This window comes from Caballeronia sp. M1242 (assembly GCF_017220215.1).
GTDB lineage: Bacteria > Pseudomonadota > Gammaproteobacteria > Burkholderiales > Burkholderiaceae > Caballeronia.
This window is the reverse complement of the sequence record NZ_CP071130.1, coordinates 279,723-297,157: the sequence shown is the minus strand read 5'-3', so window position 1 is coordinate 297,157 and position 17,435 is coordinate 279,723. Positions and strand designations below refer to the sequence as shown.

10 protein-coding genes and 1 pseudogene are annotated in these 17,435 nt (G+C 58.2%); 3 read left to right on the top strand and 8 right to left on the bottom strand.

What is annotated here, in order from left to right:
- The first annotated feature begins 2 nt into the window (after positions 1-2).
- From JYK05_RS14850 to istB, 3 genes are read left to right on the top strand one after another with little or no spacing between them, the layout of a single operon-like run.
- A complete protein-coding gene (locus JYK05_RS14850; RefSeq protein ID WP_206469209.1) occupies positions 3-6,308 on the top strand; it encodes an AAA domain-containing protein in 6,306 nt (2,101 codons plus the stop codon).
- Positions 6,305-7,651: a hypothetical protein gene (locus tag JYK05_RS14845; RefSeq protein WP_175941013.1), complete on the top strand. Its 1,347-nt coding sequence runs from the start codon at positions 6,305-6,307 to the stop codon at positions 7,649-7,651. Before JYK05_RS14850 ends, JYK05_RS14845 begins: the two co-directional genes overlap by 4 nt.
- A complete protein-coding gene (istB, locus tag JYK05_RS14840) occupies positions 7,575-8,324 on the top strand; it encodes an IS21-like element helper ATPase IstB (RefSeq protein WP_279612491.1) in 750 nt (249 codons plus the stop codon). The genes JYK05_RS14845 and istB overlap by 77 nt, the downstream gene beginning before the upstream one ends.
- Positions 8,325-8,377: 53 nt before the next feature.
- On the opposite strand, the pseudogene JYK05_RS14835 reads toward istB, so the two are convergent.
- The 8 genes and pseudogenes from JYK05_RS14835 to JYK05_RS14800 form a co-directional block, all read right to left on the bottom strand.
- Positions 8,378-8,851: pseudogene (locus tag JYK05_RS14835) on the bottom strand (IS66 family transposase zinc-finger binding domain-containing protein); the annotation flags it as partial.
- A 33-nt stretch (positions 8,852-8,884) separates the two neighbouring features.
- Positions 8,885-9,136, bottom strand: a complete 252-nt coding sequence (tnpB, locus tag JYK05_RS14830; RefSeq protein ID WP_175941012.1) for an IS66 family insertion sequence element accessory protein TnpB — start codon at positions 9,134-9,136, stop codon at positions 8,885-8,887.
- A gap of 78 nt (positions 9,137-9,214) precedes the next feature.
- Complete coding sequence (locus JYK05_RS14825) at positions 9,215-9,688, bottom strand: transposase (protein WP_175941011.1); 474 nt, start codon at positions 9,686-9,688, stop codon at positions 9,215-9,217.
- 1,310 nt (positions 9,689-10,998) lie between these two features.
- Positions 10,999-11,802 (bottom strand): H-NS histone family protein, encoded by an 804-nt coding sequence (locus tag JYK05_RS26585; protein WP_175941010.1) that lies wholly within the window; start codon positions 11,800-11,802, stop codon positions 10,999-11,001.
- 395 nt (positions 11,803-12,197) lie between these two features.
- Positions 12,198-12,890 (bottom strand): hypothetical protein, encoded by a 693-nt coding sequence (locus JYK05_RS14815; RefSeq protein ID WP_175941009.1) that lies wholly within the window; start codon positions 12,888-12,890, stop codon positions 12,198-12,200.
- On the bottom strand, positions 12,871-14,382 hold the full coding sequence (locus tag JYK05_RS14810; protein WP_175941008.1) for a hypothetical protein: 1,512 nt from the start codon (positions 14,380-14,382) through the stop codon (positions 12,871-12,873). The genes JYK05_RS14815 and JYK05_RS14810 overlap by 20 nt, the downstream gene beginning before the upstream one ends.
- Positions 14,383-14,445: 63 nt before the next feature.
- Positions 14,446-15,357, bottom strand: a complete 912-nt coding sequence (locus JYK05_RS14805; protein WP_175941007.1) for a hypothetical protein — start codon at positions 15,355-15,357, stop codon at positions 14,446-14,448.
- Positions 15,358-15,532: 175 nt separating this feature from the next.
- Positions 15,533-17,284 carry an ATP-binding protein gene (locus JYK05_RS14800; protein WP_206469566.1) on the bottom strand — a complete coding sequence of 584 codons (1,752 nt, stop codon included), beginning with the start codon at positions 17,282-17,284 and terminating at the stop codon, positions 15,533-15,535.
- Positions 17,285-17,435 lie beyond the last annotated feature (151 nt).

Below are 17,435 nucleotides of genomic sequence, written 5' to 3'. Positions count from 1 at the left end.
CAATGATGCGTTTTTGCCCGAACTGCAAGACCGAGCGGTCTGTAGAGGAATGGTTCTGCGCAGGCACCGTCGCCGAGGCCAAGTGCAACTGGGACTTGTCCAGCCTGCCGATTCGAGCGCCGGGTTGGCGACCGCAGGAGGTCGTCACAGCTGAACACGCAAACAACGACAACAACGAAGCTGACCGCCCGGCGCAGGTCAGGCCGCAACTTCTGTGCACAAACGGGCACCCAATGAATGAGGGTGACCTGATGTGCCTTGAATGCGGGGCCGACCCCGCGACGGCCACAGATGACCGGGACGCAGACGAAGCCGAGCGCGATGTCGGAGACGAAACAACGCCGTTGCCCGAGACGACCGAGACGCAAATCGAGGGATGGCGGCTCCTCAGGCAAATTTCCAATACCGACGGCGTGCGAGAGCGCTATGTAGTGCAGCACTGCGATACCAACCGACAGGCGGTGCTGACGCTCTACCGCGACGGTGCGGAGCCAGACCCATCAGTATACGACGTCGTCCGTCGCCTTCCGCGCGAGCACGTCCCTGAAATCATCGCGACCGGTCGTTGGAATACGCGGGCTTATGAAGTCGCCGAAGAGCTCAGCGGCGGCACGCTTGCCGACGTGGGTATCGCGATGCGGGACATGGCGACAATTCGCCATGTCGTGGACGAACTCGGACAGGCGCTCAACTCTTTCTCCGAGGCTGGTCTGCGGCATCGCGACATGCGGCCGGGCACGTTGCTTGTGCGCAGTCGGGAGCCGCTCGATCTTGTGATCAGCGGATTCGGGTCGGCACGGTTGTCGGAATTCGACCTCGACATCGTCTCGCCGCTCGAGACGACTCGCTACATGGCGCCCGAAGCCATCGCCGGCGGCGTTGCTGCTGCGTCCGACTGGTGGAGCCTCGGCATGATCCTGCTCGAGCAGCTGACAGAGGGTAAATGCTTCGAGGGTATCAACCCACGCGCGTTTCTGATTCACGTCCTGGCGAACGGGGTCACGTTACCAGACGACCTCGACCCCGCTCTTCACCTTCTCCTACGCGGTTTGCTTGCACGCGATCGCCATCAGCGATGGCAGTGGGCGCAGGTCAAGGCCTGGCTCGAAGGCAAGCAAGTCGACGCGCCATCTGCGACGACTTCCGAGGCTGATACGGCTGAAGGCGCAAGCATCTCACTCGGCTCACGGCAGTATCACAAGCCCACCGTGTTTGCACTCGCGGCTGCGGAACGCGAGAACTGGGACGAAGCCCGCGATCACCTGAATCGTGGCGTAATCGTCACCTGGGCGGAAGAAGCTGGCGTTCCGTCTAAGGAGCTCGCCGGCCTGCGTCAGGCTGCGCAACTTGACGGCGTTGACGACGACTGCCGTCTGATGATCGCACTCAAGCTTCTGAACCCGGAAATGCCACTTATCCTGCGTGGCGACATCGTCACGCCCGGATGGCTACTTCGAAACCCGCTCGAAGGCTATGACCTCGTGACGGGCGCGGTGCCCTCGTTCCTTGAGCGGCTGCACACAGAGACGTGGCTCTCGCGCCTTCGGCGCCGGGCCGAGGAAGTCCGCACGCGAGCACACAACCACGCCATCGAGCTCGATGAAGACATGGCGCGCATCGCGGTGCTCTCCACTTCGCGGGCTCAACTAGCGGCGCAATGGGAAGAGCGACGGCTCCTTCTGCCTGACTCCACTCATTCGGGCCTCTTGTCGCTCTCGGAACGCAGAATTGTCAGCGAAGAAGACCTCATCGTTCTTTTGAGCGCAAAGATCTCGCAGTTTCGGTCGGTCGAAGAGATTCTCAACCAGGCCGCTGATGTTGCTGAGCGGGAACAAGTTCTTGCGTTCGACCGGGAGGCGGCTCGGGCTGAGCTTGCGCTCTCCCGCACGGAGCTCTTCCGGAAGGTTGACGACCGGATCGCGGGTTTCGCTCGGACGGGCAATCAGTCTATTGACGAGTGGGCTGAACATTTCCGCCTTGAGCGCCGCTTGCCGTTGCACGAGGTGCTTGTCCTGCTCTCGGTGCCTGCGGAGCAGTGGCTGGAGCCCCAAAAGCAGCAGTACGTCTCACAAATCCTGGAGTTCTTCGAAAAGAAAGTCGCGACCACTGTGTTGCGCGGCCCCTTGGTGCGAATGACCATCGGCAAGACGACCGGCCGGGTTGATGTCCACGAGTTGAACGGCGAGCGTTACTCGAGCGCCGCGCTGCTGGAGCACCTGCTACAGCGCAATGCGCAGTCGGTCTCGGTAGACCCTGCTGTTTTGGGCGCCAATGCGACGCTGGAGAATCGGCTGAATACGCTGTACAGACAAACATCTCTCTACAAGCGGGATACCGGCATTGACGGCCTCTACCTCGGTTTCCCGTTCCTGCACTACAAGGATGGTCGGAGCAGCTCACGCCCGCGCATTGCTCCCGTTTTGCTCTGGCCGGTCAAGCTGCTCATGGAGCTTGGCGCTCGCGGTCAGGTTGCACTGGCATTCGACGGAGAGCGAGAGGAAGTGCGGCTGAACCCGGCGCTCGAAGGGTTGCTCGGGCGGGACTCGGTCAAGGCATGGCGGGCCGCAGCAGACGACGTGCTCGGACGGTCCGCGCTCAAGGTTGCCGATGTGGTCGACGCCTTCGGATTGCTGGCAAGTCCAGATCGCCGCCAACTCGGCGCCCTGCCTTCTCCCACGGCCGACGTGCCGGTGGGCGAACTGCGGATTGCGTGTGCCGGCGTCCTCTTCCACGTGGACTTCGCGGGCCAGGCCATCGGTGAAGACCTACGCCAGTTGAAGGTCTTGTCGCCCTCCGGGACCGCGCTCGAATCGATGCTCCGTCTCAAAGACAAGTCGGCCTACGAGGCGCCCGAAGCGTCAGCCATCGAAATCGAGCGCTTTCTGACCGTCGCCAGCGACCCGTCGCAGGAATCTGCAGTCATGCAGGCCCGGCAAGGCCCAGGTCTGCTCGTCGAAGGCCCTCCCGGAACCGGGAAGAGCCAAACCATTGTCAACATGGTTGCGGACGCGATTGGACGCGGTAAGAGCCTTCTGATCGTGTGCCAGAAGCACGCTGCACTGGAGGTGGTACATAAGCGGCTTGTTGCGGAAGGGCTCGGCGACCGCATAGTCATGGTCAATGACGTGAACAAGGACCGGGAACCGACGATCAGAGCTGTCCGAGAGCAGCTTGACGCCATCATTCGGGGTTCGTCATTTGACAATACCTGGGTGCGTCAACGCGAGCGCATGGCAGCGAGAATCGAAACGCTGGAAGGCGAACTCGACCGACAACATCAAGCGCTCCATCGCGTAGACGACTCGACAGGTCTGAGCTATCGCGCCCTACTCGGGGAGTTGATTCAGCTTGAGGCCGGCTCCGCGCCTGTTAGCGTGCCGCAGCTTCGAGCAAAGCTCGCCGGACTGGACATTTCAGCGCTGACGACGCTCGAGGAGCAGTGCGCCCCGCTCGCGCGTTATTGGCTCCCGGCCAAGTTCGAAGGCAGCGCGCTTGCCCAGTTGAAATCGTTTGCGACCGATCCTGCAACAATCGAGGAATTCAACGCCATATTCGCGAGCTTCCGCGAGGCCGAGCAGTTACGTGTCGACACCCTCGCCGCCCATCCGGCTCGCTTCGATGTCGACGACCCCGCACCGTATCGAGCCTGGCTCGATGCGAACGCAGGCCGCCTCGTGAGCCTCGACGAAACGCAGCGCAAGCGTCTCGCCCAATGGTTGCCCTTGTTCCGACCGGCCGACAAGGCCGACGCACCTGGCCATGAGCACTACGCCGCGCTGAAACAACTCCATGAGGAGTTGCTGGCAATCGATGGTGCCGCCTTCGACAAGACGCTATCGCCGGCGCTCGCGCAGTTGGCCAATGCAGAGCTCAACGACATCGAAGCACGGGCGGCACTGGCAACCAGAGTGCCGACGTTTTTCAGTCGACTCAACCCCGCAACTTACATCAGACGGGGCGGGCTTAAAAAGTACCTTGCGAGCTGTGGTGCTCCAACGACTGACGATGCGCTTCGTGTGCTTCTGGCCGCCGCACGCCTTGAGCAGCAATGGCGTCCGAAACGCGAGGCGTTGAACGCCACCAGCCGCTCGTTGCACCTGGACACGGTAGAACCGGCATGCGGGCCGACACTCACCGAAGAATGCCGTACCCGCCTGCGCCAGCTCGAAGAGGTGCGCGAGCTCGCCCAGCATATTTCGATTGCCCCGCGTGGAGACGAATTCGATTCGGCGGTGATGACGGGCGACCAGGCTCCCGTGAAACAGCTGCTCGACGGCTTTGAAACAGCCTTCGTTCGTTACAACGCCCGCCAGCACGGCTTTAACGCGCTGAGTGGACTCGAGGAATGGGTCTCGCCAGAACTGGCTGATGCCTGTCGCCGCGCGATTTCAGAGAACGTGAGCTACCAGGCGCCCCTAAACCGTATCAATGACGCGCTCGCGACGCTGGCCGCATATCAGCAGTTCCGCACGCGTTCAAAGCACGTCAATGCGCAAGCTCTTGAGGTGTTCGCAGTGATGCGAACCCACGAGGCGGCTCTCGCGAGTGTTCCGTCCGAAGATCTTGATTGGGAGGTGCGGCGCCTCATCAACCGCGAGGCACGCCTAGGCTGGAAGCGTCGCTTCGAGCAAGAGAACCCAGAACTGCTTCTCGACCAGACTGAGACGGCTGCAAAGGTTGAAGGCTTGGCGGGCGCCGACGAAGAAATGCGTCGCCTCAATCGCGAGGTGCTTCGCAACGGGATTGACCGCAGCAAGCTTGGATCGGTGCGTGACTGGGAGGACGTCACCCGACTGAGCGGCCGACGGTCCCGTCGCCTGCGGGAGTTTATTGAACTTGGTGCCGGTCTTGGCCTGATGGCATTGCGCCCGGTCTGGATGATGAATCCTGACGTGGCTAGCCGCGTATTGCCGCTTAAGTCGAATCTGTTCGACTCAGTGGTCTACGATGAGGCATCACAGATGCCGGTCGAGTACGCCATCCCGACGCTCTTCCGGGGCGGTGTCTCCGTGGTGAGCGGTGACGAAAAGCAGATGCCGCCAGCCAAGTTCTTCTCGGGGCGCACGGACAACGACGAGACCGAGATTTACGACGGCGAGCAGCCTGATGAGGACGCTACCGAGGAAGAACGCGAACTCTTCGAAGACACCTGGAACCGACGGGAGATTAAGGACTGCCCCGACCTGCTCCAACTGGCACGCAGTTCCCTGCCCGTTACCACGTTGCAGATTCACTATCGCTCTGCCTATCGTGAATTGATTGGTTACTCGAACGCGGCGTTCTACGACAACGAGCTCAGCGTGCCGGTCCGGCATCCTGAAGCGACGATCCGGGAAGTCAAGCCGCTGGAATTGATTGCGGTGAACGGTATCTATGAACGGCAGACGAATTCCGACGAGGCGGATCGCGTGGTCGAGTACCTCGCGGCACTCTGGAAGCTGCCTTACGATCAACGTCCCTCAGTCGGTGTCGTTACGTTCAATCTTAAGCAGGCCAGCCTCATCCAGGAACGACTGGAGATACGTGCCGAAGAGGACGAGGAGTTCCGAAATGCCTACCGCGAAGAGAGCGATCGCTCCGACGGTGGCGAAGACATGGGCGTGTTCGTCAAGAACGTAGAAAACGTCCAGGGCGATGAGCGTGATGTCATTGTCTTTTCCACTACGTTTGGCCGCAACAGTCAAGGCGCGTTCAAGCGATTCTTCGGCGTGCTTGGACAAAAAGGCGGTGAACGTCGCCTGAACGTCGCTGTGACTCGGGCTCGACAGAAGGTCGTGCTTGTCACATCGATGCCCATCCGGGATATCTCCGACATGCTCAACACCAAGCGCAAGCCGGCCATCCCGCGCGATTACCTTCAAGGCTATCTGGAGTATGCGCGTGCAATGTCCAATGGGGAACTGCCGACCGGCCGGGCGCTTCTTGCCCGGATGAGCAGCGAACGCGCTCATTTGAAATTGCAGGAAAGCGGCGATACCGACGGCTTTGCAACGGATGTCCTCGAGTATCTGCGTGGGCTTGGACTGTCGCCCGTTATCGCTCAGGAAGGCGACGCCTTTGGCCTTGACTTCGCGATCGCTGACCTGGAAACCGGCTTGTACGCCATCGGCATTGAATGTGACGCCCCGCGCCACCACCTGCTCCAAAGAGCTCGGGCACGTGAAATCTGGCGACCGTCCGTTCTGCGGCGGGCCATACCAACACTGCACCGCGTTTCATCGCAAGCGTGGTATCACGATCCAGCGGCAGAAAAAGCTCGTCTGAAGGCCGCGATTGACGCCGCCCTGAAAACGGAGGTAGCAGCATGAGTGGGCCGAAAGTAGTTCGAATCGTCACGCGCGAGGAGGTTCTTGCTATCTGCGAAGCACATCTTCACCGGCTCGATGAGGTGATTGCCGCATGGACAGCATCAGGGCAGCGTATTAAAGAGCTTTCGGCTGAGGAGATTGTAGCTACTCACGAGCGTCGAAAGGCACTCGGTGCATTGATTGCCAAGGATGCTTTCATGGAACTGCAGAAGAAGGTTCCAGACGAAATCGCGTTCCTGAAGGCAGACGTCACACGGCGGCAACGTGCTGCGATCGAGAAAGCGGAACAGGCGGCAAAGCGTAGAAGGCAGGGACGCGATAGCGCGACGACCCTCATGGGCGCGCTCAAGTCCAAAGGCATCGTGGTGCCGCAGGAACTCGCTTCAAAGCTCGACCTCATCGCATCGGGCGAGGATGTCGCAAACGCGGATACGCTGCTCGCTCAGGGATTCAGCCTTCTCGTACCGGAGTCATCGCAGACTATCAGCGAGGCGCAGCAAAAGCTGGCGAGTAGCCTGTTGGGCGACGATACGGCTCAAGACTTTGGCGAGTGGAAAGCGACGAAACTTTCGCGCTCGAACAACCTTCTTTACGACCGTGTCGACCGCCAGGTTGCCGAAGCGCAAGTGTTCCTTGAAGACGCTGATGTCGCAAAATTTGCGGCCAAATTGCGCTCGATCGAGACCGAGGCAAACGAACAGCGTCGTAACCTCTTGCTCGATAGTCTGATACTCGACCTCTCTAGCGCTGTGGATACGTCTCGTGCACATCGTTCAGCGATCGAAGAACTGCAAGAGCTCGCGGCTGAGATCGGCGCAAACGCGTCCACCGAAGCCACAACTCTGCTTGCCCGTGTTCAGCAGTGCGGCCCCGCAACATCATTGCAGGCGATTACGCAGCTTGCCGAGCAATGCAAGAACCTCGTTGCGCAAGAGCAGCAACGCCAAGCGGCGCACGCACGCCGCGACGCAATTCTAGCGGGCTTGGCGCGTCTCGGGTACGAGGTCAACGACGGCATGGAGACCGCGTGGGCGCGCGATGGCCGCGTCGTCCTTAAGAACCCAGCCTTGCCTGGTTACGGTGTGGAAGTCGGTGGACAAGCAAAGTCGAGCCGACTACAAGTTCGCGCTGTAGCGCTATCCGCAAATCGCGATGTCGCCCGCGACAAAGACGTCGAAATGCTTTGGTGCGGGGATTTTGGCCGACTCCAAGAGTTCCTCGTTGCCGAAGGCGATAGTTTGCTCATTGAGCGCGCAATGGGTGTAGGTGAGATCCCACTCAAAGTCATCGGAGACTCGGGAACCGAGACCGTATCAGTCGAAAAGCAACACTCGCTACGCTAATCGGACAGAAGCAAACTGGCTGCTCGACCTTGAACGTAAGCGCGCATTAGACGGCGTCCCTTGCGCACTGCCATGCGACATACGTGGCCAGAAGACACTGGAAGGTTTCGACTTCGACCGGCTGCGCAACCTTAATCGCGCCGTCGTCCATGATCTGGCGACCTGCCGCTTCATCGATGAGAAGGTCAGCGTGCTAATCGCCGGTCCGTGTGGAACGGGCAAAAGCCATCTGGCGCAGGCACTGGGCCACTCCGCCGCCCGGCAAGGTCACGATGTCCTGTTCATGACCCAGACCCGGCTTCTCGGCGCGCTACGCAATGCGCAAGCCGTCGGCTCCTACGACCGGCGCTTCCAGGCGCTTGCCAAGGTACCGCTACTCATCATTGACGATTTCGGGCTGAAACCCATGCGCACGCCCGAAGATGAAGACTTCCACGATCTGATCGCCGAACGGTACGAACGTACATCCACCGTGCTAACCAGCAATCTTGATTTTACGGAATGGGGTGATGCGTTCGCGACAAACAAAATGCTCGGCGCTGCAACGCTTGATCGCTTGCGACACGCGGCATACCGCGTCGTGCTCGACGGCGAGAGCTACCGTGTTCCACGCCCGATGCCCGAGACCAACAAATCAGCACTTGCGAAAGGAGGTAAAAACAAGGATTCTTGATCCCCGTTCGAGCCCCGAATCAGGCGCCCTTCGCTGGCGCCATTACGCCGAAAACACCCGGCCCCTTTACGGCGAAAGGCAACAACGCGAACCTGCTGCGGCACGATATCGAGTTGCTCGCTGATCTCGGCGCCGATCTCGACCAGTGCGTGGCCATCGTGTGCGCAGACGCGTTCTGATTCGGGCAACTCATGGCGCACGACCTCGCGAGGCAGCATCGGGTCTAACGGTTTGCGCCCACGCTTCCTGCGTTCATGCGCGCCGACTTCGACGCTCTGTTCAGTTTCGGCCTGTTGCGCCGGCTCGCATCCCGTTGCGAGGGCTTCTGCTTCGTTCAGGAAGAGGTCGCGTTGCTCAGCACCGCGCACTTCGCTCCTGGAAGCAAACAACTGCCGCTGATAGGCCTTAAGTCTCTCGCGCAACAAATCGCGTTCGACTGTCACCACACGCAACTCGCCCTTCATGGCAGCGAGTTCTGCGCGCAGCGCCTGCAGTTCGTCGGTAGAAGAAGAGGATGATGGCGGCATCGCTGAATTAGACCAGCGATGCCGGTTCTCGTTTCAGGTCACGCGCTGATAATAACGCCTCGGATGCGCGCGCATCGCTTCGATGTCGATGCCGTCCAGTAGCCAGTGAAGTTGCTCTGTTCGCAGCATGAGCACCGCTTCCTTGCGCGGCCATACGAAGCGGTCCTGCTCGAGGCGTTTCATGAGAAGCCAGAAGCCGTTACGGTCCCACAGCAGCATCTTGATGCGGTCGCGCCGCTGATTGCTGAACACATAAACCGCACGCGCGAATGGATCGAGCTTCATTGACGCTCGACGATGGCTGCGAGACCGTTGATGCTCTTGCGGAAGTCCACGGCGTCACGATGCACATAGACTTTCAGTTCATCGTCCAGGCGGAACATCGCACCGTCCAAGCGTCTCGATCATGGCCGATAGCAACGGCGCGTCATTGTTGGTGCATTCAAACCGGAGTGTGACGCCGTTGGGCATCTGCACCATCAACCGCGCCGAAGTGGGCGATGACGTCCTTGCTGCGGGGGTGTGGCGGTGTGCCTTCGTGGATGCGGGCGCAACCACCGCTTCGTGACTATCGACTTCGACTACCGGAACGAAAGCGGTGCCAGTCGGCGCCGGCTTTAGGGACGTGCCAGCCAGTCGCTGCTGATGCAGCTTGATCCACTTGCGTAGCAAGTTGGCGTTGACTCCATGCTTGAGTGCGAGTCCGGCGACCGAAGCGCCCGGCTCAAGACACGCTTCCACCAACTTCTGTTTGGTTTGCCGATCATATCTGCGCTTGCCGTCCCGACCAACGTTGACGACCTTCAACCCGGTCGTTTCTGAGTGCTCTTCTGTCATGAAAGGTGTCCACTGATTCGAAACAGTGGACATAGCCTGCGCGCTCAGATCAAACAGTTCCAGACGTCCATTTCTGCGCGCTTACCCTTGAACTACGGTAGCGGAAAACTCTCACTCGTATTGCCAAGAGCGCACCGACGGCGCATGCCGCCACGAGAGAGCGATCGAGCACGAGGCTGGCATCGACGCGAAGTTGAGCGCCGGGCCAGCAGCGAGAGGACCGAATCACACTCCGCACAGCAGATCACGCGAGAGCACCGATGACAGCGTACACCGCGGCGCCATTCCCCGGGATGCCAGTCGGCAACGCGAGTTGCATGCGCGACGCAGACATCCGCTCGTTGGCCGCCAGCTACGCAGTGCCCCCAGGCGAAACATGCACGACACTGGCCCTCGGAGCAGACCGGTGATGAGGCACACGCGCCCCGTCACCAAATGCATGCGCTTGCCGCCAACGGGAGATGGACGCTCGCTGCAAGCATCCTCTCCTGGCTGCCAGCCGCGCAGCGGCCTTTGATGATGCACGCAACCAGGGGGAAGCATATCCTTACGCAAGCATATGCTCTTGAGATTGCGCACACGTTAAAAGAAACAAGCTCAATCGAGAATAGAAGCACACGCTCACGGAAGCGGATCCTTAGTGAGCATATCTTCCTTTAGGGTAGCTAGGAATAGCCGGGGCCCCTGCCAGACACCGCAGGTTCCCCTTCCACCATCTCGTTCTGAAATGGCTCCGACAGACTTTGAGGTCGCGGCTCTCTATTCGCCACCGCCCGGACTATTTCAACCTACCCCCGTGGTAGTCCGATTTCCCCAGCGCGCCACCGGTCGCACCCGTCCATGCTGGAGGTCACCGCCGAAGCTCTTCAGTCGGAAGAAGCGGCATTAACGTCGGGCGGCTCGGTGCTCGGCCGACGCGTGACTATCGATGTATAACACCAAAATTGCTTAATCGCCAATCGAAGATCGAGCCAAAATTCGCCCTGCGATTTCATTCCAACGAAATCTTCCTTTATTCGATGAGTGTTTTCTTAAAACACTTCTGGCAAAGAATTTTGTACCAATACGAATTCCCGTTAGAATCGCTTCGGAGCCGTTCGCCGCGTGCACAGACGAGACTCACGCAGTCAGCAAGACGCTCGGGAATCGCATGGATTGCTGTTCACTGCAAAGATGGGTATTTCCTAAATCCGCTGGCTCTTGGGTCGGGACCGGCCGTGATGCTGGATCGGCCTGAACCGTCGTGCGATCCATATCTATGATCAGGGCGGCCACTCCCTGTTCAGCCACAGACGACTCCGAAGTGCGGCTCAAGCCGTCGCCGTCGAATTCGCCTCAGCGCTTCCCTGCTCAGCAGTCGACGGCGTGACCTCTGCAGTCGTCGGCGCTTTCTTCGCCGGCACCTTCTTGCCAGCAACTGCACTCTTCTTCACTGCCACCTTCTTCACGGTGGCCGTCTTCGAGGCTGCTTTCTTTGCGGCCGGCTTCTTCGTCGCTACCTTTTTACTGGCAACCTTCTTTGTCACCGCCTTCTTCGCCCCGGCCTTGTACGAAGCTCCTTTCTTAGCGGCGGTCTTCTTCCCCGGAGCGGCGTCGGACACCTCAGGCGCCTCAGTAAGCTTGTCGATAAGAAATTTTGTTCGGTCTTTGGCGCTGGCTAACCATGCTGGAGCTTTACCACGGCCACTCCAGGTCGCCCCACTTTCGGGGTCGCGATACTTCGGAGCCTGCGGTCCGCGCACATAGTTCCCAGCTTTCGGTTGCTTCGATGCGGCGACCGGCGGAGTGGTCGTATCAGCATCGATCAAGAAGCGATTCCGGTTCTTGGCGTTCGCAATCCACGCTGGCGCGCGGCCGTGACCAGTCCACGTCGCCCCGGTTTTTGGATCGCGATATTTCTCAGCTCCTGCGTGTTTCGCAGACAACTGCGAAGACGGCGCCTTCTGACCTCGACCCGATTTGCCATAGCTTTCAATATGGGCAATCGTCACGCCATGTTTGTCCATCAGACTTCGAATCTCTGCGAGCACCTTGGACGATTGCTTCTTGGCAATTTCCGCTGCCTGCTCCTGTAGCTTTTGTATCTTTGCCTGAATTTCGCTCAGCGTTGCCATAGCACCCCTCCTTATGTATGCGATGGTCGCACTATGCCACACCATTCTGCGAAATGTCAGTCGTTTAGGAGCGTTTGTGGGACCGCGCTCGATTTAATCGAGGAATTCATGTGATTGCACCAACCATTAGACTGCCCCGTCATTTGACAAGGAACTGAGAAATCAGAGCATGAAATCGTAGGGGTGACCTGAAAGACGCAGCAAACACTTACATCGCACTTGCGACAACGCCACAACCCTTTCTCGATCAACTGCGCCGTCGAAGGAGGCTCCAAGCGGCTCGACCGTGGGTCGGCGCTTCCTTATCCCATCACACCTCATGCCCGAAGGCCGCGCCCTCATTTCGAACAATCAACGGGCCGGGAAGTTGCCAACAGATCAAGTCAGGTCGACGGTCAGTTTGCATACTTGGCGGCGACCTTGACTAATGCTTTCGCACCGCTTTGCTTCCAACCATGACGAAGGGCCCAGATGCGGAGATCATCCAGCTCGAAGAGTTCACCCTGCTTCCCGAGCGCCTTGAATCGGCTCGCAGCAAATGCCTTGTCAGATGTGTGCGTCAGACCGCTCGACACGTTCACGACCGTATGGATACTTTTCAGCGCAGCCTCAACTGCAGGACTGAGTCCCAGCGGAGGCACCTTCCACGTCTGGGTTCCCCAGAATGTGGGTTGCCAGGTCCTGAGCCACAGTCTCCCCGCGTCTTCGGTCCATGGGCAGTAGACAATCGCTGAAGCTCGAGAATGATCATCTACCTTCCCAATATCAGACTCGTCAAGATGTACTGCGAGTAAGAGGGAACCAGTATCCGCGTTAGCCGCCTTGGCCGCAGGCGTGAGTGCCATCGAAACCTCCTGAGAGTCCGAAACCTTGAGCACTTTGCCTTGCGACATTGCCTTGACATTCTCACCCCCTAAAACCTTGCCGACCGTCGAGGAGTCTACATGCTGAAGTGCCGGCACAATCACCGCGATTGTCCATATCTTTTCTGCGATGCAGTACTCGACAGCTCGTTTGAGCGCAGTCCTGACCTGCTCAACGTGGTCGTTTGCACATTCAACCAGAAACCTAGGCATCTTCTCTGACATAGTTTTTTATATTTAATGGTAGCACTTTTGATATATTTTCTTTCCAATTCACTACCGGCGTCACCATGTTTCGCCCATACTCCGCGAAGGCGTCCGCAAACAATGAGCTGGCCGATTCTGCAACATCCCGAAAGTCGGTTTCAAGGTGTGCAGAAAGCGTCCAAGGACCTCGGTACTCTTCGAACAAGGGGTCCACGACAGCCTTGATACCGTGCTTGGCTATCGCACAGCAAAACACTTCAAATTTTTCAGCGCAGAGAATAGCAAATGGAATCCGCCGCAGAAGAGCCGCATTGCACCCCCTGCTCGTGAGAATCGCCTGAACCTTGCTTACCAGCGTATCGTGCGCGTCAGGGCTTACCAGAAGCCAGTCTTCCAAAGTCACTACAAGATTCGCACACGGCAAGGAATTGCGGACCCAATGCGATTTCCCATCCAACGCAAGGACTATATTCCGATAATTTTGAGCAATCGCTTCCGCGAGAATTGTCAACTGAGCGTCGAGATCCTCAGCCGAAGATGCGATGCGGCCTCGCAGATCCAGTCGCTTCGTCTTACACTCAACGAAAACGTTCGCATGTATGTCCGACAGCACGAAATCGACACCGTGGTGCACATTCCCCCGAACCATGAAGGGCATCTCTTCGTGCACTGTCACCCGCGACGGCATGCAAGTCCTTCGGAGAACGTCCGCTGTATATTCTTCAAACGCTTTGCCAAATGCCGCATCAAATCCCTTTTGCTGAAACAAGAGATAGAACGTCCCTTCCGTGAATCGGGTCAGCATCCTCTCGGGCATCGGGCAATAGGTCCTCTCGGGGTACAACGGGTCGAGATTGACGAGCGGCCTGTCGTCAAGCGTGTCAAACGTGTATGCCCACGTATGGTCGAACCGCTGGCTTTTTCGAAGTTGGGCGCGTGTCGCCGAGAGAGAGCCGGTCATACGCTCGAAGAATCGATCTCTCGTCTCATGGTCAATGCCAGCCTTCTCCAGGTCGACACTCGTAACGAAGCGCGGCGATTTGGCGAACTGCGTGTACGTCATGAAGCCAAGAAACGTATAGTCTCTCGCCGAGATGCCAATCGCGCGCTCAAGGACGGCAGCGACGTCCTTGCTCTCGTACAAGGCGACATATCGCATGAACCTTCCCAGCGAAGGTCTTCGCTGTAAGGACAACTGCTGCTGCCCGATGCGATGCAGTTCTAGCTGGAAGTTGCCTTCCGTGGTTGCTGACGTGTATTCCAAGTACGCCTGAACTGCCCCGAAGGCTTTCTCTAGGTCATGCCAGTTGGACAGCGTCCGTGTTCCCCGCCCGATGGTTCCGTGCAGCAGTACCTCACGACAAACAAGGCTAAGCTGATGGGGAAAAATAATCTTCCTTAGGTCCTTTCCGGGCGCCCCATCGATCGACGGCGCCGGGCCACCGGCCACAACGTGCCGCGACAACTGCCAGATAATGACCAGCGATTCATCAATGCTGTAGCAGCGCATCAAATCTCGGACGGGTTTATATCTTTCGAACATATGGAGGTCTGGTCGGAGTCGACAAACGGCTCAAAGCGCCCAGTCAATTTCGCGGAGCACGAAGCCGGTTGCGTGGACCGCGAGGTTCGCATCATCCTCAGTGACTTCGCGGAGGTTACGCCGATGCCGCTCGTTCTCCTTGCCGCGCGGATGCAACATGTTCACAACCTCGAGCGCGGAACGTAGCAAGACGTGACTGCCCTGGCCGAAGTGACGCTGAATCGCGCCGATGCATCGAGCTAGATCTTCCCCGAGTAACGAAGCATCTCCCGACAGTTGATAAAGCCATCTCGAGATCAACACGACGCAGAGGTTGCGACACTGGTCTACTACTGACGTTGGCAATTCTCGATACGCCGCGTTTAGCACGCGCTGGTAGGCCCGTTTTACCGCGGGGAGGCTCTCGGTGTGAATCCGCGCCTCGTGCAGCGACGGCATTATGCCAAGTGCCGACTCTGCTCGAAGCGTGACTAGCACATCCTGGCTGACCGTGGACTCCGTTTGCAGTATCTGCCAGGTTGAAAACGACCCGGCCACACCTATCGCCAAACGCAGCCCCTCACCTCTGTCGGGTCTCCCCAAAAGCTCGGAGCATTGAGCATAGACGCACAGTTCCTTATACAAGCGGCCATCGTTCCGTTTGCTCGAATAGTCGGAAATAGCGAACGTGCTGGCATCAACCAGCATTTGTTCCCAGCCGGAGTTCCCGAGCTTCTGATATAGCCGCCCCCTTCTTACACGTGACACAGGGTCGAAGGATTCCTCGCGAAACACCCAACCGAAGGGATGACTGTCGAGCCCAAGCGGTAGCTGGGACAGATCAGAGGGGGTTTCTATGAGCTTGCATTGCGACACGACTGGCGTAGGTACGGCGAGGTAGCGCGGATGATCCTTTCCCTCGAAGATTTGCCCGGTTGCACGGTCGATTCCCAAACGAGACATGTATGGTTAAGCGCGGAGCGATAGTAATTAAGAAAAATTCGCCGCGGCTGACGCGCGGGCAAAGCGTTTTGATTGGGATGGTAGCCTCCGCGCTATACAAAAAGTGGGAGTAAGCTGACCCTTGTGCTGGTCATCGGCACCTTCACTCTGCTTCAGAAACGAGGCTCACCAGGCGTCAGCGTTGCTGTCGGAGTTGCCAATCCAGTTGACGTCTCGCTGTTGCAATGACGTCCAGGAAAGTATGCGCCACAACGTCCGGCTCTGTATTGTTCGTCGGGTAGTCGGAAGAACGGTCTCCACCGACCAACAACACTTTAATCCTCTTGCCCATGTGCTTCGTCAAGTCGTGTCTATAATGAGTAGCTTGCTCGTAGTCGCCGCGATTTAACGCGTGCGATGGTCGTTTGAACTCGATGAGCAAGCACTCTCCACTAAGATTCTCATTGAGCAGCAGGTCAGGCCGTTTTTTTGAACGTGTTCCCGTAAACTTCTTGCCAAGCATGTCCTCCACCTGGCGCTGCAGTGTCTGGTTCGAGCTGAAGATAGAATACTCGGGGCCAAATATCCAAAGATTCCGCTCGACGGCTCTGTGCATCTGCGCTTCGATGGTGCTCGCATCCTTAGCGAGCGCTTCAAGATTGTCTAAAAATTCTCGACGTGCTCCCGCCTGCTCAACGAGATAAGCCATGTCGGCGAGACCAAACTCGTCCAGCGCCTCGGCAAGTGCGACTACATCTCTACGTCGCGCTTCCGCCAAGTGCCTGACCACGGAACCGTAGTCTGATCGCTCGATTGCCTCCAGCAGAACATGGATGAAAGGCTCCACTTTCTCCGGCGGTTCGCCGTAGAATTTGTCGAGCACCTTCCTGATTGCAGTTTCGGCATATTCCCGTCGGTTTTCTGGAAGCGCAGCTAGCCGTTCTTTGATTTCACGCTTCAGCCGAGCATGAGCGAGCTGTAGCTCCTTGCCGTGCGTTTCCTTGAACGCCTGAAGAACAAGTGGCGCAACGACTTCTCTTACCTGCTCCAGAAGCTCGCTATTCTCAATAAGGCTGTCCCAACCAGCGGTGACATGATCTCGAAGTCCATCCGCATCTATCTCACCGTAGAGACGCTTCAAAAGCTTCGGGGGGAAATCGTCGCGTTCCTCCAATCCGAAGAAAGACGGTTTCCCAACAACCTTTCCGTCGACACGTATCACGATTCCAGGCAGACGTGACACCGACTTTTTCTCTGCGATCGCGAACCGAAGCTTGACTTCCCCCACATTCGGTACGGAAAACGTACTGTCCTTGAATGTCCCGACAACGTCGTCAACGCCAAGCGGTTTCCCGTCAACAATGATGCCAAAATCAGTTTCGCGACCATAGTCTTGCAACAGTAGTTGCCTCAGTCCCTGAGGACTAGGAAACGCCAACTGCTGGTCAAGGTCGCTGAGAGTAATCGTCGTCCCGTGTGCGGTCGAGTCGCAGACAGCAGTAACGAGCTCTAGGTCCAACAGGTCAAGGTCGTCAGCACTTAACAAATCCTGAAGTCGCAGAGTGAAGCTCGTCCTTGTCCCTCGTGCGCAGGTTTCAAGCGTCATCACCGAGGCTGTCATCAGTCCCGCGAACTTGCCGATCCCCTTGCGCCCTTTGACCAACCGCTGCTTACGGGCGGTACGCTCGCCACTTCTTGCGCGGCGATCCGACGCGATCGAGAGGTAGTGGTTATTCAGCTCCGCTGTGGTCATGCCGCTTCCATCGTCCGAGATGACAATCGGCGCATCGCTCATCGGCTCTGGCAATGATATGGTTACACGCTCTGCGTCGGCGTCCCAAGCGTTGTCCACAAGCTCTTTGAGAGCCTTCTCACTCGAGGTGTACTCTTGGCTGAGAATGTGTGCCAGCCGGGAATTAACGCGAAAACGAGCTTTGTTGTTTTTCATCTTCCAAAAAGGGATCCGGTCTCGTTGCGATGCATCATTCTCACCTGTCACGACTGGCTTTTCTGCCCCTCCGTAGTCGTTAACGGCAGCGCAACGGAACACTTTAGTGATCCGATGCCACGGCGCAACCCACAGGCGCATGGCGCCTGTG